Here is a 20,183-nt window from a genome sequence, read left to right on the forward strand (position 1 = left end):
CTAATATGCTAACTTGAGGGTTAAACAATGTTCTAAATTGAAGATTCAAAAGGAGTTTGGGTATGAATTTAGAATATAAAAAACTGAAGTGGCATGCTGTTCTCAAGCTTTCCCAAGAAACGATTAAATACTTGAATGAAGAAAACAGCAGCAAGCTGAATGACACCGATAAAGTCAGGGCGAACGTTCACGCAGCACAGTTACTTCAGCAACTCTTAACAGAACTCGCTACAACCGATTTAACCCCGCTCCCACCGCAACAAGGGTTCAAGTGACCTGAATGTTGTCGTCGGATTTAGTTCACAACAACCGTTTTGATGTAATCGCTTGGAGTAAGTCCAAACTTCCCTTTGAAGCGTTGGCTAAAGCGTCCTTCGGATTGGTAACCACACAATTGTGCCAACATGGCAACGTTGTAGTGACCGTTTTGCATTAAATACAGAGCATGATTTAAGCGTACTTCCGCGAGAACTTCTCGGTATTGCGTTCCCTCTTGCTTGAGCTTTCTGATCATGGTTGCTCGGCTCATTGCAAAACGCTCAGCGACCCCTTCTAGTGAGTGCTCTTCACCAGGTGAATGTGATAAGTAACGGCTTAATTTTTGACTGAACGTAGTATTGGCGCTGGCAAACAAGTGGTGCAAAACACCTCGTTCCGCGAGTTGTTGATACAACCCCATCACCCAGAAGGTCTGGGTTTCTTGACTCATCGACTGCTGGTCAAATGAAAACAGGGCGTTTAACGTATCTTCCAATGCTTTATCCGCCAACAGTGTCGGTTGTTCGCCTTCTCCACCAATGCTCATACTAAGTTCAAGCATGGTCTCTGTTGGCAAACAGTGGAAACTGAACATTCGCGAAAGGAACTTTCCTTTCTGTGGCAAGTTCTCAAAGCTCAGCGATGCAGAGGCTTCACACAACAGTAATTCAGAATGAGAGAGATCCAGTGCCGACTCTTTCCAAAATAAACGCTTACTGCCCGTGATGATCTGCACAATACTAGGGGAATGAATCCTCACATTACGCAGTTTTTGTAACTGCTCTGCACGAAACAACGTGACTTGATATTGGTGGCTCATCGATTCCCCTCGCCCTAATTTCTGCTGCACTTTAGCGGGTGTAAGTCGCCGTCAGCTTAGCTTTGTCTAACGCCATGCTATTCAGTGTGAAACCAACCACAGCTGCTGGTGTATTTTCATCTAAATTCAGTTTATCTGTTGGCAGTGCCCAAACCGTAAATTGGTAACGGTGCATACCGTCAGCTTCTGGAGGGCATGCGCCACCGAAACCAACAGTTCCATAATCGATGCGAGATTCTTTACCACCCAATTTAGCAATATTAACATCACGAGGTAACTCACTTACTGACGCCGGGATATTGAATGCAATCCAATGCCAAAAGCCACTACCTGTTGGCGCATCTGGGTCGTACGCCGTGATAGCAAAGCTCTTTGTACCAGCCGGTGCATCTTTCCACATCAATTGTGGTGAATGGTTTCCACCATCACATCCCCAACTGTTGTATTCAAAAGTCTTCGCCATTGGGTGACCTTCTTGAATATCTTTACTCGACAGCTCAAACGCTTGAGCCGAACCAATGGTAAGTAAACTGAGTGCCAATACGGATTTAGTCATTGCTTTCATGATAATGTTCCTATTTCTTAAGTTCGGAGTTAGTGTATTCCCGAATAGAGATAGCAACCTTTCAATAAGTATCACACTAAATCAGTTTAAGCCAATTTTTGACACTTTAAGTTAAAGCATCACTTAAATGCTTCTCGACACCGAGTACAGACTGATCTGGTTAGCTCATTACCAATGAACAAGGAAGAACAGATGGAATTAGATATTTATATCGTCGACGCATTTACTGACACTCAGTTTAAAGGTAACTCTGCTGCAGTCGTCCCATTAAAAGAATGGTTAACCCCAGACCTCATGCAGAGCATTGCTACTGAAAATAACCTTTCTGAAACTGCTTTTCTCAAGTCCGTCGGTGAAAACCAATATGAGATTCGCTGGTTCTCGCCAATGACAGAAATCGATTTCTGCGGTCACGCCACTCTCGCCGCTTCACTGGTGTTGTTTGAGAAATTAGGCGTACAGGAAAAAATCGAGTTTCATACGTTAGAAGTGGGAACACTCAGCGTAGAAAAAAACGCATTGGGTAAGATCGAAATGACCTTCCCTTTACGAATCCCTCAACCTATTTCCGATATTCCACAAGCACTGATTGAAGGCTTAAGCTGCAAAGTAGAGCGCGTGTTATTGAGCTCACAAGCGTACTTTGTAGTGCTCGAAAACCAAGACGAAATACTCGAGGTTCAATATCAATCCGAACAGCTTAAAACACTTGCTCCTTATGATGTTGTCGTCACAGCAAAAGGAGAAGAGCATGATTTCGTTTCACGCTACTTTTGGCCAGCTAACGGCGGTGATGAAGATCCAGTAACTGGATCAATTCATGCCGGCTTGGCACCTTTGTGGGCAGAAGAACTAGGAAAAACCTCTCTCGTGGCGTATCAAGCTTCCACACGCGGAGGCATTCTTCATTGTGAGGTTAAAGCAGAGCAGGTAAAAGTCTCGGGCGATGGTGTGCTTTACATGCAGGGAAAAATATTCGTGTAATCGCTTTACTGCATATAGAAAAAGTATCACTTTCGCGAATTAAGATTATCTTCATTTCGTTGAAAGTGATTTTAAACTTTTCGATGTTCTATCCCTAAAGTAGATAGGATAAGGTTTATGAGTTACAGTTTGTTACAGCAATTAAAAGTCTTTCATTCTTATAGCAAAAATAGTTTAGACGCTTAGCAAGGATCCTCATGATAAATAAAAAAGTCCTCATTCTCTTTGCGCATCCTTCCCAGCATCGCTCTGAAGTGAATGCTCCTCTTTTTAAAGCAGCTAATACCGTTGAAGGCGTGACCTGTGTCGATCTCTACGCAGAATACCCGCACTTCAATATCAACATTGACCGCGAACAGCAGCGATTGCGTGACCACGATGTGGTGATCTTTCAATTCCCATTGTACTGGTACTCCACACCAGCCATTTTAAAAGAGTGGCAAGATCTCGTGTTGGAATATGGCTTTGCTTATGGCTCTGAAGGCACAGAGCTTCATGGCAAAACCCTACTTTGCGTGTTATCTGCTGGCGGTAAAGAGGAAGCGTACAAAGCTGAAGGTTATAACCATTTCACCATTCGAGAGCTGCTTGCTCCAATCGAGCAAATGTCAGCACTCACGGGGATGAATTACATCGCACCACTCGCGCTATTTGGTTCTCGTACTGCACAAGAAGAAAACCGAATCGATCAGCATGTTGAACGCTACAAAACACTGCTCAATGCGTTAGTTAGCGACACGCTAGACATTGAAGCCGCTGCTTCGCTTATCAAGCTAAACAGCGCACTACCACAACTAATTAAGGAAGCGTCATGACAGGGATATTCTTACAAGCCTTTGTTTATCTTATTGCCGCCGTCATAGCCGTTCCTTTAGCAAAACGTTTAGGCTTAGGCTCGGTGCTTGGGTATCTCATCGCCGGAGTGGTTATTGGTCCAATCATTGGTTTAGTTGGTGAAGAAACAACGACAATTCAACACTTTGCTGAATTTGGCGTAGTGATGATGCTGTTCCTAGTTGGTTTGGAGCTTGAACCCAAAATGCTCTGGGCGATGCGTAATCGCTTAATGGGCTTAGGTGGACTCCAAGTTGGTGGTACAGCAGCACTGATCATGGCGATTGCGCTTTACTTTGGTCAGCCATGGACGATTGCATTAGCGATCGGTCTGATTTTTGCGCTTTCATCCACGGCGATTGTTTTGCAAACCTTTAGCGAAAAAGGGTTAACTAAAACCGAAGGGGGTCAAAACGCATTCTCGGTACTGCTTTTCCAAGATATTGCCGTTATTCCAATGTTGGCATTCATTCCACTATTGGCACTCCCTGAACTTGTTGAGCAGGCACAGTCTGCAGCGCAATCTGCGGCGGAGCATCACGAAGAGCTCAGCTTAGTTGCTGGACTTCCTGGCTGGGCGTACGGCATGGTCATTACGGCTTCCATCGCTATCGTAGTCGTTGGTGGGCATTTTTTAAGTCGTCCACTATTCCGCTACGTCGCAAGCTCTGGATTACGTGAAATCTTTACTGCTACAGCATTGATGCTAGTGATCGGTATCGCTGCGTTAATGAGCTTAGTCGGTCTCTCCCCTGCTCTAGGTACTTTCCTAGCAGGCGTAGTATTGGCGAACAGTGAATTCCGCCACGAGTTAGAATCAAACATAGAGCCATTCAAAGGGCTCTTGCTTGGTCTGTTTTTCATTACCGTCGGTGCTGGCATCGACTTCTCTGTGCTGTTCAGCGACTTTGGTTTGATCATCGGCTTGACGCTTGGCGTAATGGTCCTGAAAGCGGCGATTCTCTTTATCCTTGCTTTTATCTTCCGTATCAAAGGCAGCAACCGTTGGTTGTTTACCTTGAGCTTGGCGCAAGCGGGTGAATTTGGCTTCGTATTGCTGAGCTTCTCAGTTCAAAACCACGTCATTCCGTTCGAACTTTCGCAAACACTGGCATTAGTCGTTGCGATCTCTATGTTCCTAACACCCGGCTTATTTATCCTATTCGACAAGGTTATTCTTCCTCGCTTCGAGAGTGAATCGAATGAGCGTGAAAGTGACACCATTGAAGAACAAGGCACAGTCATCATTGCGGGCATCGGTCGTTTTGGTCAGATCATCAATCGCTTGTTGGTTTCTAACGGCGTTCAAACGGTCGTATTAGACCACCAAGCAAGCCAAGTAGATAACATGCGCCAAATCGGCACACGCGCTTACTTTGGTGATGCTATGCGCCCAGATATGTTGCACACAGCAGGCATTGAGCACGCAGCAGCACTTGTGGTTGCCATAGATAACCAAGAAGCGAGTGTTGAATTGGTCAAATACGTTAAGCACACCTATCCGAAAGTGAAAGTGATCGCGCGCGCTTTCGACCGTGGTCACGGTTATCTGCTTCGACAGGCGGGTGCTGACATCATTGAATCCGAAACATACCACTCCGCTTTAGAAATGGGCGGTCATGTGATGAAGTCTTTAGGGATTCATCCGTTCTTCGTTGAGCAACAAAAAGCGACTTACAAACGAGTAGAAGATCGTAAGTCCGACATGCTTTATGAAGCGTGGGCAGATGATTCGGAAGGCGAACGTTACGACAATAACTTCCGTCAGTTATTTATTCATCTAGAAGAAAAAATGGCAGAGGAAATGCAGAAGGATCGTCACGATAAGCTTTCGCGTTCCGAACGTGGTTGGACTCCACCACCAAAAGGGTACGCGGACGACTTCAACGAAGAAAATGTTCAAGAACTTCACCTTCCGAAAGAAGACGCTCAATAAACGCGAAAACCTCCCACTGGGAGGTTTTTTATTGCCCCAAAAACAACCGCGTTACATAAGATCACTCATTAAGATCTCGTACTCTTCATTCGCTTCATCCACTAAATGGGAAAGCTCTAACGCATCGGTCTTAGCAAGATTAAACTGCCATGGGACCGTATCTTCTTTACCACAAATACGAGTTTGAGCACCGCTACTTTCAAAAGAAAGATCATCAAACTCGGTAGTATGGTGCTCTTGAAGTTCGACAATTTCGACTTCCAATTTGCCGACGGGATTGACTTCAACATGGGCGTGTAAATCTGGGCTATTCGATAAACAATACTCTCGATGAACTGCAATCATGGCTGCCTCCTTGGTCTGCCAACTGACAACTCATCAAACAGTGTAGCCGAGGGAGTTTGAACGTGGGGTGAAATAATGATGAAGATTGATCCCAAATAAAAATGCAGCGGATTAATGCTCGTTACATTCTCAATTTTGATGGAGTCAAACTCTTAGCTTCTGCATGTAATCACTTGCTCAATACGTTCTTCAATTGCTTGAATCGCTAATGTCACAGACATCGGCACATGAGCATGATAAGGATGTAATACGTAAATTGGATTCACTTTTGAGGCTTGTGCATTAGGTACTGGTTCAAGGAGTGGATTCGAGTCCAGAATAAAATCAGGAACAACCCCAAAGCCCAATCCCATCTCTAAAAGACTCACCACATCAAACACGCTGTTCGCTCGATGCTTCACTGGGTATTGAACTTGGTGGTCTTGTTTCTCCAAAAAGAACGTATGAACAATGGGTTCGACCTGCCAATGTTGAGCGATATAAGAAGCATCTTCAATGTCAGATTGCTCCCCTCTCGCGCGGCACAATACGTCACAAAACTGCCCAACTTTCCGCTGTTTAATGTTTGAATCACCAGACGCTCCAACTCGGATCGCAAGGTCAATATTCTGCTGAATGATATCGACATGTTTATCATCACTGATCAAATTTAAATGCACATCGGGGTAATCGGCAAAAGCAGCCGTTAAGGCAGGTAATACGATCGAGCGCATTAATGCGTTGGGAGCCGTCACGGTGATCACTCCCACTGGGATTTGCTTCAACTCTGCTGCTTCTAGCCATGCCTCTTCCGCTTGCTTCGTCATTTGCGCGCACTGCTGATAAAAGCGCTCACCAGAGGGTGTCAACGTTTGCTTTCTGGTCGTGCGTTTAAGTAAACACGTATCCAACTCCCCCTCAAGTTGTTTGAGTGCAGAGCTCAGTACAGATTTAGAAAGTTCTAACTTCTCTGCGGCTTTGGAGATCGACCCACACTCTACAATATGAACGAATAGAGACATCAAACGCAGCTTATTCATCACTTTTCCTCACTGTTCTATTTAGCAGAACATTCTGTTCTTATTCGTTTGTTTTTCTAATTCAATTCTACCTCTATGATTGCCACATAAACAAACACCAAACACAGGAATTTCAGGATGACTCAATCAGTTTTAGAACGCGCTCAAGCAGGCATTTCAGCATGGCAAATCGCTTTTAATAATCAGGACGCTGCAGGATGCGCAGCACAATACGCCGAAGATGCAATCATGGTTGCCAAACCTTTTGGTACATTTGAAGGTCGTGAAGCAATTCAAGCATTCTGGCAAAACATCATGGACCAAGGTTTTAACAACGTGGACTACACCAACACGAAATGGGAACAAGATAGCGAACAAGGTTACATTCTGACGTCCGATTGGACGATGAACAAAGCGTTTGGTGTGGTGCATAAAGAACTATGGGAGATCCAAGCTGACGGTCTTTCTCGTCTGACCTATGACGAGTTCGAAGTACTTGGCGAACGATAAAAGTTATTGATAGTTATCGCAAATATTTATTCAGTTACATTGACAATAAAATAACCAATCAATATCATTTCAGCCGGAAAAATGTGAACGAACATCACAATAATTATAATTATCCGTCTATTAATAAACAATTGGTTGAATATTTAATCATGTCAAAACTCTTTTTTGCGTCACTTTTGATGCTTTTATCATTTCAGTCTGCGGCGTTTACGCCCAAAGAAGTGTGCTTCGATCAAGATTCGGAGTTTATTGGATGGCTTACCGACGAAGAGTGTGCCGCTTTAAATGGCAACAGTCCTGATGACTTTACTCAAAACTCGGAATATTCACATCCTACGCGAGAGCCAATCGCAGAATCAGAAGAACCCGTAGTCATTGTCTTATAGTAATTAAGCCTCGACCATGAACATTCTTCCGAAAACAAAGAGCCCATTTCGCTGTATTTAAATGGGCTCTTTTTGTTTCCTTATCCCTGACAGGCGCATCCGGTAAACATAAAAAATCCCCAAGTCTGAATGACTTGGGGATTTTTGTTATTAAGTAATCGTGCTTATCCCGTCTAACTTTTATTAAGCAAAGATAAAGCTGTATAAGTAACCCGCGCCCATTGCCATACTTAGGATGACAAATAGGAAAGCTGCAATCATTTGGTTCTTAAAGATAGATTTCAACAAAATCACTTCTGTAAGACTTGCGCCAGCGCTACCAATGATCAATGCCATAACTGAGCCCAATGCCATACCTTTTTGTACTAACGCCGCACTTAGTGGAATCACTGCCTCTGCACGGATGTACAATGGAATACCAATGATTGCTGCTACCGGAATCGCGTACCACTTCGCTTCACCTGCGTATTCTGCAATCAGATCCGTTGGGATGAAACCATAAATGAATGAACCAATCGCAATCCCCATCATTAGGTAAGGGAACACTTGTTTAAAGTCTTTCCAAGTTGAGTGCCAAATACGAACCCAACGGCTTGGTTGCTTCTCTTCGACAATCGTCGCTGTTGCAGTACCGTCTGATGAACAGCAAGATACTTCCACTTTAGGTTCAGCTTTTGGCGCTTCACCACAACAAGATGTTTTCGCCACAACTGGAGCTGGTTCACCACAAGCGCTGGTACCACAGCTAGATGCTGGTTTCGCTTCTTCTTTTTTCTTGCTTGAGTCACCGCAAGAAGTACCGCATGAAGAAGAACCTACTGCTTCGTATGCTTCTGGTTTTACGTAGCGCTCAAACCCAAGTTTTTCAAGTACATAACCTGCTACTACTGATACTGTCATCGCAATAGCAAAGTAGAATACTGCCACTTTCCAACCAAAGGTCACCACAAACAAGCCAATGATCACTGGATTAAGCAGTGGACTTGCAAATAGGAACACCATCATTGGTCCAAAACCCGCCCTTGCACGCAACAATCCTTTTAGGAAAGGAATCGTTGAACATGAACAGAAAGGCGTAATCGAGCCTAGCAACGCTGCAATAAAGTAGCCCTTACCCTTTTTAGAGCTCAGGATAGACTGAATTTTTTCTGGTGTTAGAAAGTCTTGCAACACACCTACGATATAGCTAATTGCTAGGAATAGAATGATTAGTTCGGTTGCAAGAAACGCAAACATATCAAGCGCTTCTTTGGCCATTGTCATGATTTCTGGATTCATATTTTATCTCCTACTGATGTCACATCAGTAACTGTAAATTTCCTAATGAAGCTGAATTCTTCATTTCTATTTTTCTCGAATTATAGAATTAAAAATCGATGCGTCAACCATTATATTTCGATAAATATCGAAATATAAATTTAACCCTTACTAATCAATAAATTAGATATTGAAATTTTCTTGTTTGCTATTCATCTACACTTTCACTATCATCGAAATGTATTTATCGTCAGTCATTCCAAGAGGTCAGTATGGAACTCGAAGCTGTAGCAAAAGCGCTCAAAGAGCTAGGACACCCTACCCGTCTATGTATCTATAAAGAGGTGGTTAAAGCGGGCTATGAAGGTATCGCAGTTGGTGGCGTACAAGATAAACTTGGCATTCCAGCTTCTACTCTTTCTCATCACATCTCGAGCCTTGCCTCAGCTGGCTTAATCAGTCAGCGTCGTGAAGGTCGTACTTTGTATTGTGTTGCTGAGTATGAATGTTTAGATACGGTTATTGGCTTCCTGCGTGACGAGTGTTGTATCAATGAAAACTGCTAACCTTGAATCGATTTGGAGCGAATACGAACACGCTATTCACGCCTTCTTGCGCTCTAAAGTCAGTAATGAAGATGACGTAGACGACCTCAAACAAGAGATCTTACTTAAGACTTATCAGAATCTTGGGGATATTCGTGATGTATCGAGCATCAAGTCATGGCTATTCCAAATCGCTAATAACGCCATCATCGATTTCTACCGCAAACGTGCACGAAACCAGCGTGATAATGACCTCATCGCTGAAGATCTGTGGTTTGAAGAACAAGCAGCGAGTCTTAAACAAGAGTTGTCAAAGTGCATTGCACCGTTTGTGCAGGCGCTACCAGAAGAGCAATCGCAACTGCTCTCTTCTATTGAGCTTGAAGGTATGAGCCAAAAGAAGCTCGCAGAACAGCAAGGCATCAGCTACTCGACTCTCAAATCACGTGTTCAAAAAGGACGGGTAGAATTGAAAAAGCTGTTTGAGGAATGTTGTAGCTTCTCATTCGATAAACAAGGTCGCATGACAGATTGCAACCAAAACGGTTCTTCTTGCGATAAATGCTAAGCAGTTTTTAAACCTGCTTATCAAACCATTCGGTCACCAACGCCACCAGCTTTTGATGCACAGGGCTTAACGTATTGCCTCGCTTTAATAATACATAACCTGCACGACCTTCGTTCGCCATAAAGTCTATGTTTAAAGGGACAAATTCGCTCTTTTCATCATGAGCTTGCACTAAATGATGAGGAAGCAAGGCAAAGCCATCATTTTTCAATAGTCGCATCAACACATCAATGTTGCTGATTCGGGAGATATTTGGTGACATCACCTGTTGATTGCCAAGTGCACTGGTACTGAAATTCTCTGCAATGTATTGGTGATGTGATGCGAGGTCCTGCAGAGTCACAACGGGGTTCTGCGCTATCGAGCTTTTCCGATGTGCATAGAAGGTAAACCTCGGATAGCCCAAGTTTATAAAAGACATCCCTTCAGTTGGGAACGCTTTACCACTGTTAAGTACCACCGCAAAATCCGCGTGTTTCGCCATAAGCATGTCTAGCGCTTCATCTCGGCTGCGATGTAACCAATGAATCGCCGTATTTTTGTATTGCTTGCGCAGAGACAGGTCGATGTCTGCGATGGCATCACACGGCACCGACATGTCGTGACAAATCGTTATTTCCGGAACATCCCCTTGAGAGTAGCTATCACAAGAAAGTTCTAAAGACTGCATTTGGTAAAGGATGTGCTTGGCTTGAGTAACTAACGTCGCCCCTACTTCCGTCAAGACTGGTGTTCTTCCTTTGCGTTCAAACAAGATCACATCCCAATCAATTTCGAGATCGCTGACTTGGTGATGCAGCGTCGCCCTGTCTTTCCCGATTACCCTTGCGGCTTGGCTAAACGATCCATGCTCCGCGACAGCAACAAATGCAGTAAGTTGGTCAAAACTGGCTCTGGGCATTAGAAGATCCTCAAATAATAAACCCGTTTATCTTAGCTCAACCGACATTCTTTTGTTGCAAAGTTTGCAACATAACTGAGATTACATGGTGAATATTCCACGTAATAATGACCTCGTATTGAAACGTTACGAGGGCAATTCAATGAAAGGTTTTAGCAAAAAAGTACTTCTAGCAGCATCAGTCGCAATGGCAGTCGGCAGCATCTCTACCGCAGCAAATGCGTGTTCACGTTTGGTTTGGGAGACTCAAGACCACGGTGTATTTGTCTCTCGTACCATGGATTGGATGGAAGCCAATCAGCCAACTATTGACGTTCGCCACGCAGGTCAAACCTACCGTGGATACGATAAAGGCGATGCGCTTACGTGGACATCGAAATACGCTTCTATCGGTGTGAGTATCTACGGCGTGGGCATTATTGACGGCTTTAACGAGAAAGGCTTTGCGGCTAATGCATTGTTCTTGGATGAAGAGAACCCTGGCGCGCCACAAGCGGGAAAACAACAAGTTGAAAACTCGCGCTTTGTCGCTTACCTGATCGATAGTTTTGCATCCGTTGATGAAGCATTGAAGCACCTAGATTCAATCCAAATACAACAGTTCAGTCACAATGGCATTGAAATGAAGGGACATTACTCACTAGAAGATGCAAGTGGCGATTCTGCCGTATTGGAATACATTAATGGTGCTTGGCAAGTGCATCATGGCAAACAATATGACGTGATGACTAACAGCCCAGAGTACGCGCAACACTTGAAAAACTGGCAAGAAGCGCAACCAAAAGCGAAGAGTGATGTGAATGGTGAGTTCCCAATTCCGGGTAACATCAACTCTGCTCAGCGCTTTATCTGGAACAGCTATATGAAGGATCAGCTTAAAGAGCCAAGTAGCTACACCAATGGCATTGCGAAACTCGACAGTGTGACCTACAAAATCCCATTGGATGCAGCAAACCGCCCTGTGAATGGTGAAATGCGCGGCTACGCGACCATCTATGGTTTGGTGTACAACTTAGACCAAAAAGTGATGAACGTACGCTATCAGTATGATGACAGCTACACACAGTACTCAGTGGACTTTAATAAGTTGAATGACGGTCATAACTACACGATCAAAGCCGACTTACCGGATCTGTTTGGTGACATTTCATCTCGCTTAGAAAAAGGCGACGGTGTAATGGGTCAGCACTTAGTGAAATAGCTCTGATTATGTAAAAAAACAGAACTTGAAAGGTGTGTGGACAAAAGCACCATTCAAAAAAGCGCCGACATGCTCGGCGCTTTTCCTTTCTATTCGTTTTGTACTCAATGACGCTGCTCTCGATAATGCCCAGGGGAGACTCCCCTCCAAGTGCTATACGCTCGAATGAATGAGTCGGCAGGTAACTTGGCGTATGCCAGCACCAATTGCGGGTCGATATCCATATCGTCAAGCAGCACTTTCCAACTCTGAGGTACGCTGAACTGACTCGCTCGCTTGATCATATCTGATTCCTAAGCACTTTTCTCCATAGTTTGACGCGATATTTTTAGCACCAATTTTCTTGGTAGAAAAGGGACGATCCACTCAAGGATGAACTTCAAACCGCCTTCGTTGAACGCCACCAACTTGCCTTGTTCCATCGCGCTATAGCCACACTCAGCAACAGAACGAGGAGACTTAGCATTTTTGAAGACTTCCACTCCTTGTAGATCCCCTGCGGCAACAAAACCCGTCGCTACCGCACCCGGACACAAAGCTGTGGCAGTTACGTTGGTGTCTCTAAGCTCTTCTGCTATCGCTTGGGTAAACGAAGTAACATAAGCCTTAGTTGCGTAGTACACCGCTTGCAATGGACCTGGCATAAACGACGCCGTTGATGACACATTTAAAATCTTACCGCGATTGCGTGCCACCATGCCTTGCAGGTACAAGTGAGTCAGATTGGTTAACGTCACCATATTAAGTTGCATCATGGCTTGGTCCGCCACGAGATCACGTTCATGGAATTTTCCGTGACCACCAAAGCCAGCGTTGTTAATGAGCATATCAATTTGCAACCCTTGCGCTTCGGTTTGTTCAAACACACGTGAAGCAGATTCAGCTTCAGTCAAATCTTCTGCAATGACAAAAACTTGTACCTTATGTTTGTCGCGAAGCTCTGATGCCAGTGCCTCTAGCTTGTCTTTAGAGCGGGCTACAAGCACTAAGTCTCCACCCTTTTCGGCGTGTATACGCGCTAATTCTTCACCGATACCACCTGATGCGCCCGTAATAAGTGCTGTATTTGCCATGTGCCTGTCCTCTTAATGCTCTGACTGATTCGCTGTTGGTCACAGCGTAGTTGGTATGGACACAGTTTATGCAATCCAATCACGCCACACATTGGCAAAAGATGCCATCTTGCTCGCCAATCGTGCCACTCATTAAGAGACCTCTGATTACAGAAATTTATTACATTCAAAACAAATGATAATTTTTAGCTCACTTATGTGATGGCTAACATATCGAAATGACTTCAAGGTGCGTGGGAATACGCATCGAACAACATGGAAATTTCCAACTATTCTAACTTTGTTGGGCTGCATAAATCTGGGTTCCAAACCCTCTGGGGAAACGAATGAAAGCAATCACCTATCAAAAAGATCAAGATACCTTTACCTATACTGACATCGATACGCCAGAGATAAACGGCAGCTTCGATGTACTAGTGAAAGTTCATGCCGTTGGGCTCAATCCTGTCGATGCAAAAGTAAACCTTTGGCACGAGATGGTCGACGGGATAGATGATACATTCGTTGGTGGTCTCGATGTTTCGGGGGAAATCGTTGCCATTGGCGACAAGGTATCAGGTTGGCAGGTGGGCGATCGCGTACTCTACCATGGCAACATGCGTCGAATGAGCGGTGGCTTTGCCGAATACGCAATTCAGGACTCGCGCACGCTGGTTACGCATCCTGATGTTGATCCAGAAATCGCAGCCGCTTCTCCATGTGCAGGTTGGACGGCTTATCGAGCCCTTGTCGACAAGCTGAACATTTCTACCCGTAAGAGTATCTTTATTGCGGGCGGCTCTGGTGGTGTTGGTAGTTTTGCTATTCAGTTAGCTCGCTTCTTTGGCGTAGAAACCATCATAACCACAAGCTCTGCTGCAAACCATGAGTTCGTACGTTCGTTGGGTGCAACACACGTAATTGACTACAAACAAGAGAATGTACGTGAGCAAGTTATGTCAATTACTGAAGACTTAGGAGTGGAAGTTTCTTTGGATTGCGTTGGTGGCGACAACGACATCTTATGCGCCTCTGTGCTTGGCTTTGAAGGTGAAATGGTTGAACTAGTAAGAACAACTCGCGCAACAGAATACCCAGGCGCTTTCCTGCAAGGACTTACTTTTCATCAGTTGAGTCTAGGCTCAGGGCATGTTCATGGTGAACAAGGCTTTGCTTCTATGGTTAACGCTGGGGTGGAATTCTCGCATATGTTAGAACGCGGAGAGGTTATGGTGCCAAAATTGGAAGTGGTAGAACTAAAAAACGTCGCTCAAGCTCTAGTCTTTATTCGTCAGCAACGAACGGTCGGAAAAATCGTCGCGAAGCTCATCGACTAAGCACTCAATCCCAAGCGACAAAAAGGAAAAGAAAGCGCAAACTCTAAAGCAGTTTGCGCTTCAAGGGGTATTATTTCTCTACAAGCAGCATCGCCGATTTTGCTGCCACTTTAATCTCTTCAGTACAAGGCATCTCTTCGCCTGTCATCATGTCTACCAAGGCTTTATTCAAGGTAAGTTGTAGTGATTGCGCTCGTGAAGATTTATTCAGCACTAAGATGCCCTTTTCACCACGTTGCAACACCAACATATCGTCGTTACCTTCAAGCACCGTCATCGGTTCACCATGCACTAGGTTATGGAATGCTACCATCTTCGCCATACGCGCATCTTTCCACGCATTTTGCCATCTTGGTCGACCATCTGCGCCCTTTATGCCACTGGTATCCAAATCTGTGTAAACAAGTGGTACACCTCCATCACGACCTAGGATGTAGGCATACGCTAGCCACTCGTTCTCTTCATCCATGACTAAATCCAAGAATACATCGTTATTTGGAATATCGTGAGTGATGGCAAAAGTAATGGCTCGACGGTTCGACAACGCTTGACCAAAACAGTACGGGTCGATCAAAGACTTAAAGCTGCCTTTCTTTGAGAACGCCTTAAAGATGGTTGAGAACAACGGAAAGTCATATGCACCCAATCGTGTCTCTTTCAAATACGGTTCCAAGAACAGCTCATACTCTTCTTCTGTTGCGCCACCATCGGTGATGATCTCACCAAAGATATGCACATCTCGCGTGATCTCTTCTGTCCAAACCAGCTTTAGGTGCTCTAGGGTCATATGCTTCGCAGCATCGATACGGAAACCTTTCACACCCATTGACTTAAGCGCCTTTAAATACGCTCTTTGCTGCTCAACAACGTGCTTGCATACACGCAAAGTTGGTAAGCCAGGATCGGTAGGACCACCAGTGATTCGACCGTTTTGCACTTGCCATTTGTCTTTCCAGTCTTTGATCCCAAAGGCTTCAACAAAGTCATTTTCGTCAAATAGCGGCTCAGATAAATCGCCAAATAGAATCAGATCTTGATACTTGCTCGCATTTTGTTGGTAGTCGTCCATCACGCCTTGACGTGGATACTGTAGATCCGGACGAAGGTGCGCTTCGTTCGCCATATGATTAAAAACGACATCGGCATAAACCAGTACGCCTACATGATTGAGTGCTTCAATCATGTTTTTGAAATCTACTGTGTTACCGAGTGCATTGTCGATAATCCGATAATCTTGAGGTTGGTAACGCTGCCACCAGCGTTCGTCTTGTGCGCTTTTCATCGGTGGAGAAACCAACACCGAGCCATAACCTAGCTCGCTGATTTCCGATGCGCGTTGGGCAATGTCAGCATACTTCCAATCAAAAGCGTGCAAGATAACATTTGCACCTGTTGATAGTGTTTCCTGTAAGCCACTCATGTTTCTCTCCTCGTCGCGTTCGCTCACCCATTGTTACTCAAATTCGTCGTGAGCGAATCCAATAGCCGAAATTATAAGAACTATTGACGCGTCGCCCTCACCCCTTTTGTGTTTCTGCTAGGGGGAAAAACAAGGCGTAGCTCATCCCTTGTTAAGGGTTAAACGTGTGTTTAAAAGCACTTTAACACCATGGAGATAACTAGACATGAAAACATGAACCACTAAGCATCTGTTTTATAAATACTTTATTGAACTCATCATAACCCATGCTTAATCGAGCTAATACGCCTTTTCTCAATAAGAATGAGAGAAAAGAGCGCAACAAGACCATATGTAACAAATATTTAAGAAAGTGAAACTGCTGCTTACGTCACAGTTGGTGCGAATAATAAAACGTTCAAAATGAAACCTATCCCTTTAATCACCCTTTAGATGGATAAAGAATCCATCAAGTTCAACACTTTAGAACCACACAGCAATACATAGAGCAATGAAACTATGAAGCGCGTCGTCACCTAACTATAGGGTGGTCACCTTTTAAAACTACATATGCAACAATTTGTGCTTATTTTTGAGTGCATGAGGAAAAACATGTCTTTTTGGGGAGTTACATTCGCGATCTGCATTCAGCTGGTTACTGCAGGCATTTTTGGAATGGTCGTAGCGGCTTGGATTGCTTTTAAAGCAGAAACTTATGATAAAAACGATTACCAACATATGTTTTTCCTCGTTAATTTTATCTGCTTTATCCTAGCGCTATTTGCCTCTGTCGGGTTATTAATCTACGGTCTTATTTTTAGTGACTCATCTCATTACTATCAATATCTAGGGCTGCCTTGGTTTTTTGCTCTGACTGGTTTTTCGTACCACATATACTGCCATTTAAGGTACAGCAAAGCATACCGCATGAAGGAAATGCAAATGTGGCGTGAGCACTGGTATGAGACGTTAGAAATAGAAACCGATGAGGATTTATCTAAGTTCAAACTTGACGATGTCATTCGATTTGGCGCTTGGAAAGCAAGCTCAGAAAAGCAAGCCTCTTGTCTCGATATTTTACCTGCAGGAGAAGAGGTCTATCAGCGGGTTCAACAAGCAAAAGCACTGGCGGTAACCAAAGTACCAGCAGACGACCAGACGGTGCTCAATAAGCTAAAAGAGTTCGAAGCCTCTGTTTCAACAGTGTATCGCCTCTCATACAAAGCAAGTCATGCGTTTGGGTTCAAGAATGACGAATTTCACTCCTTTCAACGTAATGTCCGTAGAGGGAACAAAGATACCTACCCAGACCTTGAAGACGAAGTGTCGAAAGTACTGGATGCTCTAAATGAAATTGCCGTCGTCACGATATCCAACAACGCGGGCGAGACAATGATCGATGCGCACATCTTTTTGCAATATGCATTAGAAGGGTTATTTGGTGAGCAGGAAATACTGACGAACTATGTACTATGGACTTATGTAGAGCACTTTTATCACGTTAACCCATTCCAATTAGCACTAGAGTTATCGCAAATGGGCGTGAAGGTCCTCAAAAAAGACGGTGAAATCTTTGTCTTTGTCGAAGAGCCAGAACAATCATCGCTACGGTTAGAGGACTTCAATTCAGGAACTCAGTATGCAATGAGTACTAGCTAAAGAAAAAGCCAAGTGATGCTTGGCTTTTAGTAAAAGTAGACCATGTCAGATATAGCACTAGCGTTATGAATGCAGTAAAAGCTTAATTTGAACAGCCTACTAACGCATTCCATAGTTCCTCGTTAATAATTTCCACGCTTACTCCTTCGTCTCGCAATGAGAGAGCGGATTCGATCTTTCTTCCGTAACTAGTAAAGCGCCAATCCCTACTAGCAATAGATCCTAATACGAGAATATCTATACTTTTTGAAACGGTCCCTTTTATTTCAGCACCAAGAGCATTAGCTCGCTGTTCTTGAACTTTACGAGTACCACTCAAGAATTTACCTGTAAAACAGACTCGCTTACCGTTGATACACAAACGACCATCTTGCGTAGTGGAAAAATCGGCAGTCATTCCATAAGCTAAGCCAGTATCAAGCATTGATTGACCAGAGACTGCTTTTATTAGATCTAACAGTTCTTTCCTTTCGTCTTCATCAACCAAGTCATCAGCTAAAATAGCATCTAATCTCTTTTTAATCGCATTAGCGGGCCAGATACTTGATAGAGTTTTATCTTTTTCAAGTAAACTCGAAAGGCGTTCAATTTCCATATCACAAATGGTGTCATCCGCGCTAATTCCACTTAAAAAGCCAAGAAGATGATTAACGGTACTCTCGTAGCCTCCATCCTCTAAATCTCCATAGTCGAGAATATCTTGAAGCATTTGTTGTATGTCTTTCAACTCGGAAGCTGATATCACGCCATCTTCTAAAATGTCTTCAATTTGCTCATGAATATCAACGAAGTCCCCATCTCTGAAGTTGAAAATGTCATTGTCTTTCCACGCTCTCAAATAGATTTCTTCAATAGGGTTTAAGTGCTTATCAGCATGAATTCCATCTAGAATCCCTTTTAGAGTCAAAATAGCTTTTGCTTTATTTCTTTTATAATTAAAGGCAATGCTTTGCGGTTGTGCGTGGTCATCCAAGTGCTTCAAGTCTTTTACAGTCATGCTCTTCACCAAAATAAACAACTAGATGCATACTTAATACATCATTGACAGTTCAACATTCAATATGAATGACGGTTAATTGTTAGAGAGGTAACAAAACGAGTCGTTTTAGGCACAAAAAAAGCACCTAACAAGGTGCTTTTTAAATGCGATTCAAACTAAGTACGGTAAAGAACCTTCACAACGTGCCAGCCGAATTTAGTTTTTACTAGGTGCGGAGTTAGAACCTCACCTGAAAAGCAAACTTTGTCGAACTGTGGCACCATTTGACCACGGCGAAACTCACCTAGGTCGCCACCACGTTTACCAGATGGACAAGTTGAGTATTTCTTTGCCAACGTCTGGAATTTAGCACCTTTCTTAAGTTGCTTAATGATGTCTTCAGCTTGTTCTTTGTGCTTTACCAGAATGTGTAAAGCGGCTGCTGTATTTGCCATGTGTTTGTCTCTCACTGTTCGGGTGGCGCAAGTTTACCGAAACGCTTCAATATCGCAATGATTTCTCAAATTCAGGCTCTATCTTCATCCATTAATGATCGGAACTCGCGGACAAGTTGATGAAAAGTTACCCATTATTGAACGTTATTTCTCTCTTTATTTGTTCTATTTCCTAAAAAGCTCATTTTTCCACGCTCTACGGTTGAAGCTGTCGCCTTATAAGATTAGATTAGTTACATAAATCAGTGATATTGATAAGGTTATTTTCATGGCAAAAGTCGCAAGTAAAGCGAACCAATCTCAGGGCATGTTGGTGTTTAAACTCACCCTGCAACAGAACTTCGCAATTGGCACACTTAAAGTCCGTGAAATTGTTCCTTACATGCCAACGACCAAGATTCCATATTCTCATCACCACGTGATTGGGACCGTCACGATTCGTGACTTAACGGTACCAGTGATTGATATGGCAGCAGCGATTGGATTCCGTCCGATTCAAGAAGAGGAATACAAAAACTGCTATCTGATCGTGACAGATTGCTTGCGCACGGTGGTTGCGTTCATGGTACGAAGTATCGAGAAAATCATCGAATGTGACTGGAAAGCAATTGAAACGCCACCAGAAAGTGCAGGTCACAACATCTTTGTTACTGGCATTACTCGCTATGAAGAGAAAATCGTCCAAATGTTAGATGTCGAGCTTCTGCTTTCGAAGATCTACCCTCAATATGAAAACACTAAGATTCCTATGCTGACAGACATTGAGCGTGAACGCCTGAAAGCCTTGAGTATCCTTTTAGTTGACGACTCTTCGATTGCGCGCAAACAGTTAAGTGACGCGTTGGATCGCATCAATATCCCTTATCAAATTTGCAAAAATGGCTCTGATGCACTCGATTTAATGAAGCGAGAAGCAGAAGAAAACCGCCCTATTGATCTTCTAGTAAGTGATATCGAAATGCCAGGATTGGACGGTTATGAACTTGCATTTGAAGTTCAAAACGATTCCGCACTGAACAACTCTTACCGTATTCTTCACACCTCTCTCTCTAGCGAGATTTGTGTTGACCGAGCTCACCAAGTTGGCGCTCATGAAGCACTAGAGAAGTTCAATGCAGGAGAATTGATTGAAGCTATGCTGCGCGGCGCAAAAGAGCTAGAAGCAAAAGCGATGGCATCATAACGACTTTAGTT

The 20,183-nt window shown here is 43.8% G+C and carries 23 protein-coding genes; 12 read left to right on the forward strand and 11 right to left on the reverse strand.

Features of this window, described 5'->3' with window-relative positions:
- Positions 1 to 62: 62 nt before the first annotated feature.
- On the forward strand, positions 63 to 275 hold the full coding sequence (locus J4N44_RS24010) for a hypothetical protein (protein WP_005452486.1): 213 nt from the start codon (positions 63 to 65) through the stop codon (positions 273 to 275).
- A gap of 20 nt (positions 276 to 295) precedes the next feature.
- Here the strand turns inward: J4N44_RS24010 and J4N44_RS24015 are convergent, their stop codons facing one another.
- Positions 296 to 1,078, reverse strand: a complete 783-nt coding sequence (locus J4N44_RS24015) for a helix-turn-helix transcriptional regulator (protein WP_017190784.1) — start codon at positions 1,076 to 1,078, stop codon at positions 296 to 298.
- Positions 1,079 to 1,109: 31 nt separating this feature from the next.
- Positions 1,110 to 1,643 (reverse strand): YbhB/YbcL family Raf kinase inhibitor-like protein, encoded by a 534-nt coding sequence (locus J4N44_RS24020; protein WP_005452491.1) that lies wholly within the window; start codon positions 1,641 to 1,643, stop codon positions 1,110 to 1,112.
- Positions 1,644 to 1,835: 192 nt separating this feature from the next.
- Here J4N44_RS24020 and J4N44_RS24025 point away from each other — a divergent pair, with 192 nt between their 5' ends.
- The 3 genes from J4N44_RS24025 (at position 1,836) to J4N44_RS24035 (ending at position 5,397) form a co-directional block, all read left to right on the forward strand.
- Positions 1,836 to 2,627, forward strand: coding sequence for a PhzF family phenazine biosynthesis protein (locus J4N44_RS24025; RefSeq protein WP_050936381.1), 792 nt, complete (start codon positions 1,836 to 1,838; stop codon positions 2,625 to 2,627).
- Positions 2,628 to 2,824: 197 nt separating this feature from the next.
- Complete coding sequence (locus J4N44_RS24030) at positions 2,825 to 3,442, forward strand: NAD(P)H-dependent oxidoreductase (RefSeq protein WP_005452493.1); 618 nt, start codon at positions 2,825 to 2,827, stop codon at positions 3,440 to 3,442.
- Positions 3,439 to 5,397, forward strand: a complete 1,959-nt coding sequence (locus J4N44_RS24035; protein WP_005452494.1) for a monovalent cation:proton antiporter-2 (CPA2) family protein — start codon at positions 3,439 to 3,441, stop codon at positions 5,395 to 5,397. The genes J4N44_RS24030 and J4N44_RS24035 overlap by 4 nt, the downstream gene beginning before the upstream one ends.
- 51 nt (positions 5,398 to 5,448) lie before the next feature.
- Here the strand turns inward: J4N44_RS24035 and J4N44_RS24040 are convergent, their stop codons facing one another.
- Positions 5,449 to 5,742 carry a hypothetical protein gene (locus tag J4N44_RS24040; protein WP_005452495.1) on the reverse strand — a complete coding sequence of 98 codons (294 nt, stop codon included), beginning with the start codon at positions 5,740 to 5,742 and terminating at the stop codon, positions 5,449 to 5,451.
- Between the two features lie 152 nt (positions 5,743 to 5,894).
- Positions 5,895 to 6,761 carry a LysR family transcriptional regulator gene (locus tag J4N44_RS24045; RefSeq protein ID WP_252045309.1) on the reverse strand — a complete coding sequence of 289 codons (867 nt, stop codon included), beginning with the start codon at positions 6,759 to 6,761 and terminating at the stop codon, positions 5,895 to 5,897.
- A 117-nt stretch (positions 6,762 to 6,878) separates the two neighbouring features.
- Between J4N44_RS24045 and J4N44_RS24050 the strand changes: the two genes are divergently transcribed.
- Positions 6,879 to 7,250 (forward strand): YybH family protein, encoded by a 372-nt coding sequence (locus J4N44_RS24050; RefSeq protein ID WP_050938539.1) that lies wholly within the window; start codon positions 6,879 to 6,881, stop codon positions 7,248 to 7,250.
- 149 nt (positions 7,251 to 7,399) lie between these two features.
- The gene (locus J4N44_RS24055) at positions 7,400 to 7,636 is read left to right on the forward strand and encodes a hypothetical protein (RefSeq protein ID WP_005452502.1); all 237 of its coding nucleotides are present in this window, start codon (positions 7,400 to 7,402) and stop codon (positions 7,634 to 7,636) included.
- A 183-nt stretch (positions 7,637 to 7,819) separates the two neighbouring features.
- Here J4N44_RS24055 and J4N44_RS24060 read toward each other — a convergent pair whose 3' ends face one another.
- A complete protein-coding gene (locus tag J4N44_RS24060; RefSeq protein ID WP_017818611.1) occupies positions 7,820 to 8,914 on the reverse strand; it encodes a permease in 1,095 nt (364 codons plus the stop codon).
- Between the two features lie 251 nt (positions 8,915 to 9,165).
- On the opposite strand from J4N44_RS24060, the gene J4N44_RS24065 reads away from it, so the two are divergent.
- Both J4N44_RS24065 and sigZ read left to right on the forward strand, forming a co-directional pair.
- Positions 9,166 to 9,459: an ArsR/SmtB family transcription factor gene (locus J4N44_RS24065; RefSeq protein WP_005433559.1), complete on the forward strand. Its 294-nt coding sequence runs from the start codon at positions 9,166 to 9,168 to the stop codon at positions 9,457 to 9,459.
- Positions 9,446 to 10,006 (forward strand): RNA polymerase sigma factor SigZ, encoded by a 561-nt coding sequence (gene sigZ / locus J4N44_RS24070; RefSeq protein WP_009703482.1) that lies wholly within the window; start codon positions 9,446 to 9,448, stop codon positions 10,004 to 10,006. Before J4N44_RS24065 ends, sigZ begins: the two co-directional genes overlap by 14 nt.
- Positions 10,007 to 10,013: 7 nt before the next feature.
- On the opposite strand, the gene J4N44_RS24075 is transcribed toward sigZ, so the two are convergent.
- Complete coding sequence (locus J4N44_RS24075; RefSeq protein ID WP_005452507.1) at positions 10,014 to 10,907, reverse strand: LysR family transcriptional regulator; 894 nt, start codon at positions 10,905 to 10,907, stop codon at positions 10,014 to 10,016.
- Between the two features lie 85 nt (positions 10,908 to 10,992).
- On the opposite strand from J4N44_RS24075, the gene J4N44_RS24080 reads away from it, so the two are divergent.
- A complete protein-coding gene (locus tag J4N44_RS24080) occupies positions 10,993 to 12,108 on the forward strand; it encodes a linear amide C-N hydrolase (protein ID WP_050941280.1) in 1,116 nt (371 codons plus the stop codon).
- Positions 12,109 to 12,212: 104 nt separating this feature from the next.
- On the opposite strand, the gene J4N44_RS24085 is transcribed toward J4N44_RS24080, so the two are convergent.
- Together J4N44_RS24085 and J4N44_RS24090 are read right to left on the reverse strand one after the other, a co-directional pair.
- On the reverse strand, positions 12,213 to 12,392 hold the full coding sequence (locus J4N44_RS24085) for a hypothetical protein (RefSeq protein WP_053049280.1): 180 nt from the start codon (positions 12,390 to 12,392) through the stop codon (positions 12,213 to 12,215).
- Positions 12,393 to 12,401: 9 nt separating this feature from the next.
- The gene (locus J4N44_RS24090) at positions 12,402 to 13,181 is read right to left on the reverse strand and encodes an SDR family NAD(P)-dependent oxidoreductase (protein ID WP_053049281.1); all 780 of its coding nucleotides are present in this window, start codon (positions 13,179 to 13,181) and stop codon (positions 12,402 to 12,404) included.
- Between the two features lie 326 nt (positions 13,182 to 13,507).
- On the opposite strand from J4N44_RS24090, the gene J4N44_RS24095 reads away from it, so the two are divergent.
- On the forward strand, positions 13,508 to 14,497 hold the full coding sequence (locus J4N44_RS24095; protein ID WP_061066584.1) for a zinc-binding dehydrogenase: 990 nt from the start codon (positions 13,508 to 13,510) through the stop codon (positions 14,495 to 14,497).
- A gap of 70 nt (positions 14,498 to 14,567) precedes the next feature.
- Here the strand turns inward: J4N44_RS24095 and J4N44_RS24100 are convergent, their stop codons facing one another.
- Positions 14,568 to 15,917, reverse strand: a complete 1,350-nt coding sequence (locus J4N44_RS24100; RefSeq protein ID WP_252045310.1) for an alpha-amylase family protein — start codon at positions 15,915 to 15,917, stop codon at positions 14,568 to 14,570.
- Between the two features lie 591 nt (positions 15,918 to 16,508).
- Between J4N44_RS24100 and J4N44_RS24105 the strand changes: the two genes are divergently transcribed.
- Complete coding sequence (locus J4N44_RS24105) at positions 16,509 to 17,555, forward strand: hypothetical protein (protein ID WP_252045311.1); 1,047 nt, start codon at positions 16,509 to 16,511, stop codon at positions 17,553 to 17,555.
- A gap of 82 nt (positions 17,556 to 17,637) precedes the next feature.
- On the opposite strand, the gene J4N44_RS24110 is transcribed toward J4N44_RS24105, so the two are convergent.
- Together J4N44_RS24110 and ppiC are read right to left on the reverse strand one after the other, a co-directional pair.
- Complete coding sequence (locus tag J4N44_RS24110; RefSeq protein ID WP_017818602.1) at positions 17,638 to 18,552, reverse strand: BRCT domain-containing protein; 915 nt, start codon at positions 18,550 to 18,552, stop codon at positions 17,638 to 17,640.
- 158 nt (positions 18,553 to 18,710) lie between these two features.
- Positions 18,711 to 19,004, reverse strand: a complete 294-nt coding sequence (gene ppiC, locus J4N44_RS24115; RefSeq protein ID WP_079722410.1) for a peptidylprolyl isomerase PpiC — start codon at positions 19,002 to 19,004, stop codon at positions 18,711 to 18,713.
- Between the two features lie 253 nt (positions 19,005 to 19,257).
- On the opposite strand from ppiC, the gene J4N44_RS24120 reads away from it, so the two are divergent.
- Positions 19,258 to 20,172, forward strand: a complete 915-nt coding sequence (locus J4N44_RS24120) for a chemotaxis protein (protein WP_005452523.1) — start codon at positions 19,258 to 19,260, stop codon at positions 20,170 to 20,172.
- Positions 20,173 to 20,183: the final 11 nt, after the last annotated feature.

Origin of the sequence: Vibrio sp. SCSIO 43155 (assembly GCF_023716605.1) — a bacterium.
Classification (GTDB): Bacteria; Pseudomonadota; Gammaproteobacteria; order Enterobacterales; family Vibrionaceae; genus Vibrio; species Vibrio harveyi.